The organism is Desulfovibrio sp. SGI.133 (genome assembly GCF_050313955.1).
GTDB lineage: Bacteria > Desulfobacterota > Desulfovibrionia > Desulfovibrionales > Desulfovibrionaceae > Desulfovibrio.
In genome coordinates, this window is sequence record NZ_JBNPMK010000002.1 from 515,907 (window position 1) to 529,320 (window position 13,414).

16 protein-coding genes are annotated in these 13,414 nt (G+C 61.8%); 10 read left to right on the plus strand and 6 right to left on the minus strand.

What is annotated here, in order from left to right; translation table 11 throughout:
- Positions 1 to 9: 9 nt before the first annotated feature.
- The 5 genes from murC (at position 10) to ftsZ (ending at position 5,792) form a co-directional block, all read left to right on the plus strand.
- Positions 10 to 1,383 carry a UDP-N-acetylmuramate--L-alanine ligase gene (murC, locus tag ACQRBR_RS05080; RefSeq protein ID WP_321127037.1) on the plus strand — a complete coding sequence of 458 codons (1,374 nt, stop codon included), beginning with the start codon at positions 10 to 12 and terminating at the stop codon, positions 1,381 to 1,383.
- On the plus strand, positions 1,376 to 2,254 hold the full coding sequence (gene murB, locus ACQRBR_RS05085; RefSeq protein WP_303881363.1) for a UDP-N-acetylmuramate dehydrogenase: 879 nt from the start codon (positions 1,376 to 1,378) through the stop codon (positions 2,252 to 2,254). Before murC ends, murB begins: the two co-directional genes overlap by 8 nt.
- Before the next feature lie 164 nt (positions 2,255 to 2,418).
- Positions 2,419 to 3,159, plus strand: coding sequence for a cell division protein FtsQ/DivIB (locus ACQRBR_RS05090; RefSeq protein ID WP_303881367.1), 741 nt, complete (start codon positions 2,419 to 2,421; stop codon positions 3,157 to 3,159).
- A 19-nt stretch (positions 3,160 to 3,178) separates the two neighbouring features.
- On the plus strand, positions 3,179 to 4,411 hold the full coding sequence (ftsA, locus tag ACQRBR_RS05095; protein WP_303881370.1) for a cell division protein FtsA: 1,233 nt from the start codon (positions 3,179 to 3,181) through the stop codon (positions 4,409 to 4,411).
- A 46-nt stretch (positions 4,412 to 4,457) separates the two neighbouring features.
- On the plus strand, positions 4,458 to 5,792 hold the full coding sequence (ftsZ, locus tag ACQRBR_RS05100; protein ID WP_303881373.1) for a cell division protein FtsZ: 1,335 nt from the start codon (positions 4,458 to 4,460) through the stop codon (positions 5,790 to 5,792).
- Between the two features lie 244 nt (positions 5,793 to 6,036).
- Here ftsZ and ACQRBR_RS05105 read toward each other — a convergent pair whose 3' ends face one another.
- From ACQRBR_RS05105 to ACQRBR_RS05125, 5 genes are all read right to left on the minus strand, one after another.
- The gene (locus tag ACQRBR_RS05105) at positions 6,037 to 6,198 is read right to left on the minus strand and encodes a hypothetical protein (RefSeq protein WP_427812478.1); all 162 of its coding nucleotides are present in this window, start codon (positions 6,196 to 6,198) and stop codon (positions 6,037 to 6,039) included.
- 34 nt (positions 6,199 to 6,232) lie between these two features.
- Positions 6,233 to 6,655 carry a tRNA (N6-threonylcarbamoyladenosine(37)-N6)-methyltransferase TrmO gene (tsaA, locus tag ACQRBR_RS05110; protein WP_427812479.1) on the minus strand — a complete coding sequence of 141 codons (423 nt, stop codon included), beginning with the start codon at positions 6,653 to 6,655 and terminating at the stop codon, positions 6,233 to 6,235.
- A 184-nt stretch (positions 6,656 to 6,839) separates the two neighbouring features.
- Complete coding sequence (locus ACQRBR_RS05115; protein WP_321031671.1) at positions 6,840 to 7,208, minus strand: cupin domain-containing protein; 369 nt, start codon at positions 7,206 to 7,208, stop codon at positions 6,840 to 6,842.
- Between the two features lie 186 nt (positions 7,209 to 7,394).
- Positions 7,395 to 7,934 (minus strand): lysozyme inhibitor LprI family protein, encoded by a 540-nt coding sequence (locus tag ACQRBR_RS05120; RefSeq protein ID WP_427812480.1) that lies wholly within the window; start codon positions 7,932 to 7,934, stop codon positions 7,395 to 7,397.
- Positions 7,935 to 7,994: 60 nt separating this feature from the next.
- Positions 7,995 to 9,329 (minus strand): MATE family efflux transporter, encoded by a 1,335-nt coding sequence (locus ACQRBR_RS05125; RefSeq protein WP_427812481.1) that lies wholly within the window; start codon positions 9,327 to 9,329, stop codon positions 7,995 to 7,997.
- Between the two features lie 216 nt (positions 9,330 to 9,545).
- Here ACQRBR_RS05125 and ACQRBR_RS05130 point away from each other — a divergent pair, with 216 nt between their 5' ends.
- The 5 genes from ACQRBR_RS05130 to ACQRBR_RS05150 are packed head-to-tail and all read left to right on the plus strand — an operon-like array spanning position 9,546 to position 12,779.
- Complete coding sequence (locus tag ACQRBR_RS05130) at positions 9,546 to 10,226, plus strand: DUF134 domain-containing protein (protein WP_040368942.1); 681 nt, start codon at positions 9,546 to 9,548, stop codon at positions 10,224 to 10,226.
- A 9-nt stretch (positions 10,227 to 10,235) separates the two neighbouring features.
- Entirely contained in the window at positions 10,236 to 11,123 is an 888-nt protein-coding gene (locus tag ACQRBR_RS05135) for a 4Fe-4S dicluster domain-containing protein (RefSeq protein WP_427812482.1), read from the plus strand.
- Positions 11,116 to 11,985, plus strand: a complete 870-nt coding sequence (locus ACQRBR_RS05140) for an ATP-binding protein (protein WP_168936491.1) — start codon at positions 11,116 to 11,118, stop codon at positions 11,983 to 11,985. The genes ACQRBR_RS05135 and ACQRBR_RS05140 overlap by 8 nt, the downstream gene beginning before the upstream one ends.
- Before the next feature lie 35 nt (positions 11,986 to 12,020).
- Positions 12,021 to 12,401 carry a NifB/NifX family molybdenum-iron cluster-binding protein gene (locus ACQRBR_RS05145; RefSeq protein WP_205906129.1) on the plus strand — a complete coding sequence of 127 codons (381 nt, stop codon included), beginning with the start codon at positions 12,021 to 12,023 and terminating at the stop codon, positions 12,399 to 12,401.
- 15 nt (positions 12,402 to 12,416) lie between these two features.
- Positions 12,417 to 12,779: a hypothetical protein gene (locus ACQRBR_RS05150; protein WP_427812483.1), complete on the plus strand. Its 363-nt coding sequence runs from the start codon at positions 12,417 to 12,419 to the stop codon at positions 12,777 to 12,779.
- Between the two features lie 417 nt (positions 12,780 to 13,196).
- Here ACQRBR_RS05150 and ACQRBR_RS05155 read toward each other — a convergent pair.
- On the minus strand, positions 13,197 to 13,414 hold a 218-nt coding region (locus ACQRBR_RS05155; RefSeq protein WP_427812484.1), incomplete at its 5' end, for a hypothetical protein.

Consider the following 13,414-nt stretch of genomic DNA (forward strand, 5'->3'; position numbering starts at 1 on the left):
GAGAGACATATGGACAGCAAGATTCGGCAGATTCACATGGTGGGCATCGGCGGCGCCGGCATGAGCGGCATCGCGGAAGTCCTGCTCAACCTGGGCTATGACATCTCGGGCTCGGACATGAGCGATTCGGCCGTGGTCAAACATCTGCGCAGTCTTGGGGCCCGCATCGCCGTGGGCCATGCGGCCGAGAACGTTGGCAACGTGCAGGTGCTGGTCAAGTCTACGGCCATTGCCGAGGACAACCCCGAAGTGGTGGAAGCGCGCCGCCGCAACATCGCCATCATCCCCCGTGCCGAGATGCTGGCCGAACTGATGCGCCTGCGCCAGGGCGTGGCCATTGCCGGTACCCACGGCAAGACCACCACCACGTCCCTGACGGCCTCCATTTTCGACACGGCCGGTCTGGACCCCACGGTCATCATTGGGGGGCGCCTCAATGTCTACGGCACCAATGCCCATCTGGGCAGCGGCCACTACCTTATCGCCGAAGCCGACGAGTCCGACGGTTCCTTCCTCTGCCTGTTCCCCATCATCAACGTGGTCACCAACGTGGATGAAGACCATCTGGACCACTACGGGACCCGGCAGGCCATCGACGACGCCTTTGTCCAGTTCATGAACAAGGTGCCGTTCTACGGCCTCAACGTGGTCTGCGGCGATGATCCCGGCGTGCGGGCTCTGCTGCCGCGCGTCAAGCGTCCGGTGCTGACCTACGGCTTCGCCGCCGACAACCAGCTGCGCGCCGTGCTGCTGGAGTCGGGCATGACCAGCCGTTTCGAGGTCTGGCGCGATGACCGGAAGCTGGGCGAAGTGAGCCTTCCCCATCCCGGACGCCACAATATCCTCAATGCCCTGGCCGCCATCGGCGCGGCCACGGCTGCCGACATCCCCTTCGAGCGCTGTGTGGAAGGTCTGGCCACTTTCCGGGGCGTGGGGCGCCGCTTTGAATTCAAGGGCGAACGCAATGGAGTGACCGTCATCGACGACTACGGCCATCATCCGGCCGAGATCGCGGCCACGCTGGCCACGGCCCGCCAGGTCTTCCCCAACCGCCGTCTGGTGGTGGCTTTCCAGCCGCACCGCTTCAGCCGTACCCAGGCTCATTTTGGCGAGTTCTGCAAGGTCTTCGACGTGGTGGACCAGCTGGTGCTGACCGAGATCTACGCCGCTTCCGAAAAGCCCATCCCCGGTGTCTCCGGCGAGAGCCTGGCCCAGGGCATGCGTCAGGTCTCCGAGACTCCCGTCACCTACTTCCAGACCATCGACGCCATGGTCAAGGGGCTGGATGATATTTTGCAGCCCGGTGACGTGCTGCTGACCCTGGGGGCCGGTACCATCACCCGCGTGGGACCTGCCTGGCTGGAGGGCGGCAAGGATGCGTGAGATCCTGTCCCCTTCGCTGGCGGAGCGGACATCGCTGCATCTCGGGGGCCGGGCCATCGCGGAACTGGTGCTTGAGCGTGCCGAGGACTATCCGCTGCTGGCAGAACGGTTGCGGCAGCTGGGCGGGAGCCCGTTCATCATTGGCGCAGGCACGAATCTGCTTGCGCGGGACGGCGAATTACCAGTTGTGCTGCTGCGTTCTGCAATCAAGGAAGGCCCTGAGGTCGTCTGGGAATCTGAAGAGCGGGCCCATGTGCGGGTAGGGGCGGGTGTGCCCCTGCCGCGCCTGCTTGGTTTCTGTGCCCGGCGGGGGCTGGGCGGCCTTGAGGGCCTTGTCGGCATCCCCGGGAGCGTCGGGGGGGCCGTGGCCATGAACGCAGGCTCCTACGGTTGCGAAACATGCAGGAATCTTTTGGAAATCAGGGCTGTTGTCGATGGTCGTCCGCAGGTCTTCCCGGCAGCAAAACTGCAGTATGGCTACAGAACCCTGCTGGTGGACGGTAGAAAAAACGGCTTTCTTGTGCTCGAAGCCATATTTGACTTGACCAAGACTGACAGGGATGGCATTTCTAAACTCATGCATCGCAATATTTGCGAGAAAAAGTCTAAACAACCTGTGACAGCGTGGAGTGCGGGCTGTGTGTTCAAAAACCCGGCCCCGGACAAACCAGCCGGCATCCTTCTGGATAGGGCCGGCTTTCGCGGCAGGCGGCTCGGAGGAATGGCTTTTTCGACCATGCATGCCAATTTTTTGATAAATGAAGGGAATGGCAGCGCGAGCGCCGCGTTCGAGCTGATCGAGAGCGCGCGGCAGGGGGTGCTGGACCAGTTCGGCATCACGCTGGAAACGGAAGTCAGGATCGTGCCGTGACCTTTTCGCTGAAAAAAAATCGGCGCAATACGCGTTCTTACAGCGGCAGTTCGACGCCTACTCCCAGTCGCGGCACCGCTTCCCGTCCCAACACCCGCAACCGGAGCAAACCGGCAAGGGAAAAACGGCACTTCTCCCTTTGGAGCAAGCTGCAGGGCGGGCGTGTGCAGCGTTTTTTTTGCGTCCTGCTCCTGCTGGTAGTGCTGGTCGCGGCGGTAACAGGTCTGTGTGCCGGGTCTATCTGGCTGTATGGCAAGGCCACGACCAGTGACTTCTTCGCCACGCGGCATATCGACGTGGCCGGAAATGTCAGACTGTCGCGGGAGATGGTCCTGCAGTACGGCGGCCTGAAGGAAGGGGAAAACTCTCTGGCGGTCAGCATTGCGGAAGTGGAGCGCAAGCTGCGTGCCACGCCTTGGGTGGAAGAGGTCTCGGTCAAACGGCTGTTGCCGGACCGCTTCGTCATCAAGATTAAGGAGCGTATGCCCACCTTTTGGGTCCACAAGGACGGGGTGCTGTATTACGCCAATGAATCCGGCGAGGCCATCGCCCCAGTGGAGAGCCGCAATTTCCTCTCGCTGCCGACCCTGTCCGTGGAAGCAGGTGCCGAGGATGACGTGGCCTACCTGCCGCGATTCATGAAAGATTTGCATGCGGGCAGCCTGCCGGTGGAGGCGGGCGCCATCGCGTCGATCACGGTGAGCCCCGCGCGGGGTATCGAGATATATCTGGAAGACCGCGAAATGCGGCTTTCCATCGCAACGGACGACTGGGCCGGGAACCTTGCCCGGATCGGCCTGACGCTGGGGGATCTGGCACGCAGGCACGAGCTGAAGAACGTGCGTGAGGTGCGCTCGGTCAACGGTAGTGTCTGGGTGACGCTCAGTCAGCCCATGCGTGGATGATGTTTGGTGAGGAGTAACTATGGCGGATCTCATTGTAGGCCTGGATATCGGCACTACCAAAGTGTGCGCGGTCGTAGGGGAAATGGCGGAAAACGGCCTGGTGGATGTCGTCGGGATCGGCACCCGTCCTTCTCACGGTATGCGCAAGGGCGTGGTGGTGAACATTGAGCAGACCGTGCAGTCCATTCGGGGCGCCATTGAAGACGCTGAACTCATGGCCGGCTGCGAGATCAATTCGGTCTATGTGGGGATCGCCGGTGGGCATATCGCCGGGATCAACAGTCATGGTGTCATCGCCGTCAAGGGCGGCGAAGTTGGCCAGCGCGACGTGGAACGCGCGCTCGATGCGGCCCGTGCCGTGGCTATCCCTGCCGACCGTGAAGTCATCCACATCCTGCCGCAGGAATATATCGTGGACAACCAGCGCGGCATCGCTGATCCGCTGGGCATGGCGGGCGTGCGTCTGGAAGTCAAGGTGCACATCGTAACCGGGGCCGTGACCTCGGCCCAGAACATCGTGCGCTCCTGCCACCGTAGCCAGCTGGAAGTCTCGGACATCGCCCTGGAATCCCTGGCCTCGGCCAAAGCCGTGCTGACGGAAGAAGAGCGCGAGCTGGGCGTCGCCTTGGTGGACATCGGCGGCGGCACCACGGACATCGCCATTTTCGCCAATGATTCCATCAAGCACACCCATGTGCTGGCGCTGGGCGGCCAGAATCTGACCAACGATATCGCCTTTGGCCTGCGCACCCCCATTGCGGCGGCCGAGCGTATCAAACTCAAGTACGGCTGCGCCCTGACCGACATGGTGCGGCATGACGAGTTCATCGAAGTCCCCACCGTGGGCGGCCGAGATCCCAGCCGCATCTCCCGCCAGATTCTGGCGGAGATCTGCGAACCGCGCATGGAAGAGATCCTGTGCCTGGTGAACCGGACGCTGGAAAATTCCGGCTACAAGAACTTCCTGGGCGCGGGCGTGGTGCTGACCGGCGGTACTGCCCTCATTGAGGGCTGTCAGGAGCTGGGCTCGCAGATCTTCAACCTGCCCACGCGCATCGGTTACCCCCGCAATGTGGGCGGCCTCAAGGACGTGGTGAACAGCCCCAAGTTCTCCACGGCTGTGGGGCTGCTGCGTTACGGTGCGGAAAAGGAAGTTTCCGGCCAGAAAAAGTTTACTCCCACGCACAGCGACAGCGGCGTTTTCGAAGGCCTGCTGGCGCGTATGAAGAAGTGGTTTTCCGACATTTCCTAAAAAAACAAAGCGGGCAAGCTTTTAGAGTAGTTGAGGAGAGGGAACTATGTCACAATCCATTGTTGATGATATCGACATCACGCTGGGCAATAATGCCAAGCTTAAGGTTATCGGTGTAGGTGGTGGTGGCGGCAACGCCGTGCAGAACATGATCACTTCCGGTCTGCAGGGGGTGCAGTTCATCTGCGCCAATACCGATATGCAGGCCCTGAGCCGCAACAATGCTCCGGTCAAGATCCAGCTGGGTGAAAAGCTCACTAAGGGCCTGGGTGCCGGTGCCAATCCCGCCGTGGGCCGCGAGGCCGCCCTGGAAAGCGTCAACGCCATTCGGGAAGCCATCGGCGATGCCGATATGGTTTTCGTGACCGCCGGCATGGGCGGTGGTACGGGCACGGGGGCCGCGCCTGTCGTGGCCCAGACCGCCAAGGAGATGGGCGCCCTGACCGTGGGCGTCGTCACCAAACCCTTCTCTTTTGAAGGGGCCCGTCGTCGTCGCTTTGCCGAAGAAGGTCTGGAAGAGTTCAAGCAGCATGTGGACTGCCTGATCACCATCCCCAATGACCGTCTGCTGGCTTTCGCGCCCAAAAAGACCCCCTTCTCTGCCATGCTGCAGAAAGCCAATGATGTGCTGTTCTACGCCGTCAAGGGTATTTCTGACGTCATCCTGGCCGAAGGCATGATCAACCTCGACTTCGCCGACGTGCGCACCACCATGTCCGAATCCGGCATGGCCCTGATGGGCACCGGTGTGGCTGCCGGTGAGAACCGTGCCCGCGAGGCTGCTCAGCGCGCCATCAACAGCCCGCTGCTGGAAGACGTGTCTCTGGAAAGCGCCAAGGCCGTGCTCTACAACATCACAGCGTCCATGGACATCTCCACCGACGAGATCGCCGAGATCGGCGATATCATCGCCGATGCCACGCCCGAAGATACCAACATCATCTTTGGTGTGGTCTATGACGAGAATATCGGTGACGAACTGCGCCTGACCGTCATCGCTACGGGCATCGACCCCAGCGCCACGGTGGTGCAGCCTGTGGCCGAGCCGGTGAAAAGCCCCAGCGTGACCAAATTCCCCGGTTCGCAGCCTGCTCCGACCCGTCCCATGGAAGCGTCGCAGGCTCCTGCCTACCCGCAGTCCCGTCCTCGTCCTGCTGTACGTCCCCGTGGTGAGTGGATTCCCCAGAACTCCTATCCCCAGGGGGGATACGGTCCCTATTCCGCCCAGGATCAGTTCGAGAAACCGGCCTACTTGCGCACAGACGCCCCGTTGGGCCAGCAGTCCATGCACCGGCGCCAGCACAACCCCGGTCATGAGGACTTCACCTATAGTGAAGAAGACTTCGAGATTCCCACGTTCATCCGCACCCAGGCTGACTAGGCCGTGCGGTAGGTCGTTGAGGCCATGAACGCATAAAATTTCAGGGTTCGCCTCTTCGGCCCTGAAATGCCCGCCGGGAGGCCCATGGGGGGCCTCCCTTTGTACCGTTTCGGTGCACAAAAACGCCCGCAAGCTCGTCTTGCGGGCGTTTTTCGTTTTGTATGCCGGTCTATGTAGTAGCGATGGCGCGATACCAGACAGATGATCGACAAAAATGACAGGACATGGTGAAGCCGGTGCGGCCTCAGCAGTATTGCCACCAGCGCCAGAGTATCCACAGGGCAAGGCCTGCCAGGGTCGCCAGCAGGATCAGGAGATTCTTGCCCGGTGAGCGAATCCAGCCCGCAAGATAGGCGCGACCACCAAAGACAATGGCCGGCAGGACGAGGATGATGGCAAGGCTCATGTCGTTTCGGCCGTGAGCGCTGAAAAAAGATCGGTCACAGCAGCGAGCCGCTGTCCAGATCGGGAGAGTGGGGCTTGATGTCCAGCAGGGGCGTGCCGTCCAGCATGTCCACATGCGAGACATGAAGGATGTTCCCGTCCCGGTGCAGCAACGGTACCAGACTCATGCCGATGCCGCTTGGACGGCAGGGAGCACGGGTAGTAAAGACGCCGCGCTCCTTCGTCTGCCCGTGTGGGATGACGTGCAGGCACGGAGCCTCCGCTCTGTGGAAGGCGAAGATCAGCCAGATGCGAGCAAAGCGTTCCAGCCCTTCAAGACCGGCTGCGAAATCGGGAAAGATCTCGACCTGCCCGGTAAAGTCTGCGGCGTGGATGGGTTGGCGGGGCGTTTGGGCCGGATCGGTATGCGGGGTGTGGATGATGCCGATGGGACGGCAGGTGAACAGAGGCAGCGGCATGGATACCTCCTGTGGTTTATCGCTGAGTCGTCATGAGGGACTGCTCAGCGGGCAAAGGCCAGGCCTTGCTGCCGGATGCCTTTGGCAAGGCCTGCAAAATGTGGTCGTGGAAGGGGGCCCGGGAAAAGATTTCTTTCCGTTATCGTGGCCCTCCGTACTGGGAAGAACGTAGCGACGTCTCGTGCTACCCCTGCGGACAGGCGGGCATGCCGTCGGCTTCCTGCGGATGCAGCTGCGGCGCGTGAATGGCCAGCCAGACGCAGGGCTTGCTGGTCTCCAGCACACGATGGCGCACATGCTTAGGCAACAGCAAACACTGGCCGCGTTCCAGGGAGACTTCACGGCCATCGTCAAAGCCCAGCCGGGCGGAGCCTTCCAGCAGCAGGACCCATTCGTCTTTTTCCTGATCGTACCACTGGTCTTCCGGCGTCACATGGCCCCAGGAAACAATGCGCTCGACAAGCAGTCCGCTGTCTGAGGTGAGCAGAGTCGTGAAATGTTCCGGTGCGCCGGGAAGATGGATGTCCTCCGGCAGCGTGAGCAAAGAATCCATGATGCCTCCACAAGATACGGCGACGGGTGGCAGGCCGTTCGGTCCGCCCGGCAAAAGGATGTCCCGAAGGGGACAGACGGGGAAGCCGTCTTCCCATGGTGGTAAGACGGCCAGGGAGCCTTGAAGGGCAGGAACGGAGCACGGGATGTCTCCCGCCCCTGCCTTTCATGGAAGTCAAAAACGGCTTTAGTCCAAGCCCATTTTCTTCATGCCGGAATTGAACAGGGATTCCATGCTGTTGCCGAAATCCGACAGCCCTTTCTCGATATCATCCATGGTATTGGAGCGGCGGGCCGGCTTTTCTGCCAGCGAGGGGTCGAGGGTCTCCAGATCGTGGATGCGCTTGCGCAGCTGGTCGATCTCGAACCAGGCCAGGTTTTCCATGGCGCTTTGGCTGTTGGGATAGTTCTCGGCCACAGGGCGCATGCTGGCCTTGTACGCCAGCCAGCTATGCTGGCTCTCTTCCAGGGCTTCCAGGCAGGCGGCACTACGTTTTTCCGCTTCGGGGCCGGAGAATTTTTTGCAGATGCCCTGCATGGCCTGATAACGGGTATCCAGCTTTTTCTGCCAGTAATTACGCTCCATATCCAGGCACTGTTTCTGATCCGAGCTCTTGGGATTTTTTTTGATGCAGGCTTCGAACCCCGGAGCGTGTTCGGCTGCCATGGCGGGAGTGGTCAGCAGCAGGGCGGCCAGCAGAGCGGGCAAAAAGCGTTTCGTGGGCATAGGGTCTCCTTGTGTCATGTGCTGCCAGCATACGGTATGCGGTGGTCCCTGTCAGCAGGTCTACCAGCCGGTACGCCGTCGGCCGTGGACCAGCAGGCCGATGCCCAGCAGCAGGGTCAGGGCCTCGGCCAGAGGGATGGCCCAGAAGATATGCTCGTCTTCCAGCCAGAGCGCGAACAGGCTCAGGAACAGAGCAGGAAAGATCAGGCTGCGGCTCAGCGCCATGCCCACAGCCTGCAAGGAACGGTTGAGCCCGGTCAGGTAACAGGCGATGCCCATGTTCAGGCCGCTGAAGAAAAAGCTCCAGCGAAAATCGGCGATGAAGTCACAGGCCAGGCTGCCCACAGCGGCGTTGTCGGGCAGGAAAAGGCGAGCGAGTTCCTGCGGGTAGAGGCTGAAGACAAGGAACATGATCACGCCCAGCGCCAGCAGGCTCAGTAGGGCGACATGCAGAAAGTTGTGCGTCCGCTGGCGTAATCCGGCGGCATGGTTGGCACTGACCAGGGGGGACAGGGTATCGCTGAGGCCGTAAGCCAGGGTCAGGCCGAACCAGGATCCGTAGCTGACCACGGTGAAGGCGGCCACGCCGGAGGAGCCGAAGCGGGCCATCATCAGATGATTGATGAGCAGGATGATACTGCCCACGGAGATCTCGTTGATGCTTTCCGCACTGCCGTTGAGGCTGGCCCGCAGGATCTCCCGCCAGCCGCAGCCCTTCAGGGTCAGGCGCAGCAGGGCTCGGCGGGAAAGGAAATGGATCAGGAACAGGAGCAGGGTGCAGCTGAAGCCCAGGCCCGTGGCCAGGGCCGCCCCCTGCACGCCCCAGCCGAAGCGGGCGATGAACAGGTAATCCAGGAAGATATTGACGCCGGCGCTCAGGATGAGCCCCAAAGAGGCCAGGGTGGGATGCTGGTCCACCCGGGCGAACTGCGAAAGAGCGTAGGAGGCGGGCAGCACAGGGCTGAAAAGCAGGATGGTGGTCAGGTACTGGTGCGCGGGCCGTATCACATCACCGTCCGCCCCCAGCAATGTCAGCAGCAGCGGCCGAAACAGCAGCGAGAGCAGGGCCAGTATCAGACCGGACAGCAGGATGAGCAGCATGGTGCGGCCAAAGACCGCCGAAGCGGCCCGCAGATCGCCGCGCCCCACGTGGTGGGCACTGCGGACCGTGCCGCCCACGGAGAGCATGACGCCCATGCCGAAAAAAATACTGAAAACAGGGCTGACGATATTGACGGCTGCCAAAGCCTGGGCCCCGACATAGCGACCGATGAAGATGGTATCCACCAGACCGGCGGACGAAAGCAGGAGGAAGGCCGCGGACCAGGGCAGGCCGTAGCGGAAAAAGGTCTGGGCCACGGGGCGGTCCAGCATGCTGGCACGATTTTGGGACATGGGAACCTCGTGATGGCTGCGCAGGGCAGGCCCGGGACTTGTACCATGCAGCCAAGAAAAGCGTCAACGCGCTGCGCGGAAGCGGGAAAAAGCGGCGGGATCCAGGAAAGGGGCTTGACATGGTCGCCGCAAGGATTATGCTCAATTGTGCAAAACGTTCGCAGGCCTGGCATCCTTTCCGGCTGCGCGTCCGTTTTGCCAGATATTGGAGAAATCATGCCGCGTCCCAGACAGTGCCGCTATGTGGCCACCACTCCCAGTGTCACCTACTTCAAGCCGCGGGGCATCCCCATGACGGCCCTGGAGGAAGTCTGCTTGGGCGTGGAGGAGCTCGAAGCCCTGCGTCTGGCGGATCTGGAAGGCCTGACCGGTTCCGAGGCCGCTTGCCGCATGCGTGTGTCCCGGCATACGTTCGGCCGTACACTGGCTGCGGCCCGGCGCACGGTGGCGCTGGCCCTGGTCACGGGCCGGGCCCTGCGCATCGAGGGGGGCCATTATGCCCTGGCCGAACCGGATCCCCGGACTGCGGACGCAAAGGAGAATACCATGCAGAAGATTGCCATTTCCAGTGAAGGCCCCACCCTTGACGATCTCGTCGATCCCCGTTTCGGTCGCGCGGGCGGTTTCGTGGTGGTGGATCTGCCGGACATGAGCGTGAGCTATATCGACAACGGCGCTTCCCAGACCATGAGCATGGGCGCCGGCATCGAGACCGCCGAACGTGTGGCCAACGCGGGCGTGCAGGTGGTGCTGAGCGGCTATGTGGGTCCCAAGGCTTTTGACGCCCTGAAAGCTGCGGGCATCAAGGTCTGCCAGGATGTGAGCGGTACCGTCCGGGAAGCGGTGGAACGCTTCCAGAAGGGCGAATTCCCCTTTGCTGACGCGCCCAACAAGTAGAGGACCCGTATGCGTATCGCCATTGCCAGCGGCAAGGGCGGGGCAGGCAAGACCAGTGTGGCTGCCTCCCTGGCCAGTGTCTGGGACAGCCCCCTGGTGGCCGTGGACACGGACGTGGAAGCGCCCAACCTCCACCTTTTCCTGCCGCCGCAGGTAGAGGGGAGCAGCAAGGCCTGGCTGGAAGTTCCTTCCCTCGATCTGTCCGCGTGCAGCAAGTGCGGCAAATGCCGCGAGATCTGCAGCTTCAAGGCCATCGCCTCCTTTGCCGGCAATATCAGCATCTTTCCCGATATGTGCCACGGCTGCGGCGGTTGTTTCGCCGTCTGTGCGGACAAGGCCCTCAAGCCCGTGGGCCGGGAGCTGGGCGAATTGGAACACGGCACGGTGCTGGACGGTACTGTCCGCTTCCTCATGGGGCGTACCCGTATCGGTGAATCCATGACGCCGCCCCTGCTGCGCCAGCTGCGGGCCCGTCTGGACACCATGCTGGCTGAGGTACCGGCCGATGCCATCCTCGATGCGCCTCCAGGGGTCAGCTGTCCGGCGGTCACGGTCACCCGTGATGTGGACCTGATCCTGCTGGTGGCCGACCCCACGCCCTTCGGTTTCCATGATTTCAGATTGGCGCATCAGGCCTTCCTGCCCCTGAACAAGGCCATGGCCGTGGTCATCAACCGGGCCGGGGCCGAGGGGAATGGCGATGGTGACGCCGCGGTACGTGACTACTGTCGCGAACATGGCCTGCCCCTGCTGGCGGAGCTGCCTTTTGAACGGGCCGCCGCCGAGCAATATGCCAATGGCCGTCTGCTGGCCGCGCTGTCCCCGGAATGGAAACAGCGTTTCGAACACTTGCGCGATGCCCTGCGCCGTCTGGGCGGGGAGGTGTGTCATGCGTGAGATCGTCGTCATCAGCGGCAAGGGCGGGACGGGCAAAACCACGGTCTGTGCCTCCTTCGCCCATCTGGCCGAAAGCAAGGTCATCTGTGACCTGGATGTGGATGCGCCCGACCTGCATATCCTGCTGCAGCCGGAGGTCAAGGAACGCACGCCGTTCATCTCGGGGCACAGCGCCCGGATCCGTCAGGATGACTGCATCCGCTGCGGCCAGTGTGCTGATTTGTGTCGTTTCGAAGCTGTTCGTCCTCATGACGGGGGCTTCCTCATCGATGACCATTGCGAAGGCTGCGGCGTCTGCGTGAAGCTCTGTCCGCAGCAGGCCATCGACTTTCCCGACAACCACTGTGGGGACTGGTATGTGAGCGACAGCCGCTTCGGGCTGATGGTCCATGCCCAGCTCTTCCCCGGGCAGGAGAATTCCGGCCGTCTGGTGAGTCTGCTCAAGGCCCAGGCCAGGGAGCGTGCCAGGGCGCTGGGTCTGGAGACCATCCTGTGCGACGGTTCGCCGGGCGTGGGCTGTCCCGTCATCAGCTCCCTGTCGGGGGCCAGTCTGGCCGTGGGCGTCGTGGAGCCCACGCCGTCAGGCCGTCACGACTTCAGCCGCGTGGCCGATCTGTGCCGGCATTTCCGCATCCCGCTGGCCATCATCATCAACAAGGCTGATCTTAATGTGAACGAGGCCGATGCCATCGCCGCGGAATGCGCCGAACACGGCCATACCCTGCTGGGGCGGCTGCCCTTCGATCCGGTGGTGACCCGGGCCATGGTGCAGCGTCGTGCCCTGACAGAATTCGATAATCCTCTTGGCAACAGCCTGAAGGACATGTGGTCGGCCCTTCAGGATATGCGCACCGGCCGCTAGGCCGCGCACCTTCGACCAGAAATGGAGCGTTTATCATGAGCTTTCTTCTTGCCGTGCCTTCCTGCATGCCTGGCGGTCTCGATGCCCAGATGGGCATGCACTTCGGCCATTGCGACATCTACACCATCGTGGAAATCGAAGACAACGCCATCAAGGCCGTGGGCACGCTGGAAAACGTGCCTCACCAGCAGGGCGGCTGCATGGCTCCCGTGCAGCATCTGGCCAGCCACGGCGTGAAAGCCCTGCTGGCCGGCGGCATGGGCATGCGTCCGCTGATGGGCTTCCAGCAGGTGGGCGTCAACGTTTTCTTCGCCGGTCAGTACCCCACCGTGGGCGCTGCCGTGCAGGCCTTCCTGGAAGGCAAGCTGCCTCCCTTCACCATGGACTTCACCTGCGGTGGCGGCGGCCATCACTAGGCCGTGGAGTCCGCTATGGATATCCTGATCGTTACCTCGCGCCCCGAACAGTGGGCCCCGGTCCTTCCGGTCATGGAAGGGCGCGGTGCGGCTGTCCGGCAGGCGGGTTCCCTGGAACAGGGCATGGAGCTGGTGCGCCGGCAGGCTCCCGCTCTGGCCGTGCTCGACCTGGGGCTGGAGCCTGAGGAGCTGCGCAAGGCTGTCATCGACATCCTCATGGTCAACGCCATGATCCATACGGCTGCTGTCAGTCCCATGACGGCGGCGGAATTCCACGACAAGATGGAAGGGCTCGGCATGCTGATGTCCCTGCCCGTGGACTTTACGGTTCAGGACGTAGAAAAGATGATGACGGCTCTGGAAGGCCTCGCAGGATAGAGACCTGTTGAGCTGATAGCAGGGGATCCTTTGTCGGGCTGCCGCCCGGGAAGGATCCCCTTTGCATTTTTTGCAGGGACCGCCGCTTCTTGCTGTGGATAGCGCAAGTAGAGGAGGACAGCCTGCTTTTGCCTTTCTTCTTTCCTGAGGGGAAAGGGACAGCAGGCTGTGCTTTCAATGTCGCATCCAGGGCGCTGTGTCCGGTGTATTTTTCTCCCTTCCGTGTGTCCTTTGGTACCGTGACAGAGAAAATACGAAGCAGGGCGAAAGGGGAGTATCGTTTTCTGGAGAGGAAAGGATGCTTTCTCTAGCAGGGGGGTGTGGTTCTTTTCGGCAAAAAGGGGAGAAGAGAAATGGAAAACGGCAAAGAAAATTCCAAACATTTTTTTGTGTCTTTTCAGTGCGTTGATTGAATAATCAGTCAGCGGGGAGCAAATCCGCAAAATTTTTTGCGGAAAAATGCTTGACGGTGGGGTCGAAAAGGCGCATAAAGCCGTTCGCGCCAACGAGCCGGCCACGTCCGAAAGGACGGCGGGGAAAGAAATTTTCCCGGATGGCAAAAAAGTTCTTGACGCGGGTTTGAAAATGAGACATAAGTCTCCCTCGCGCCAACGAGTTGCCCCGACGGGGCCGCG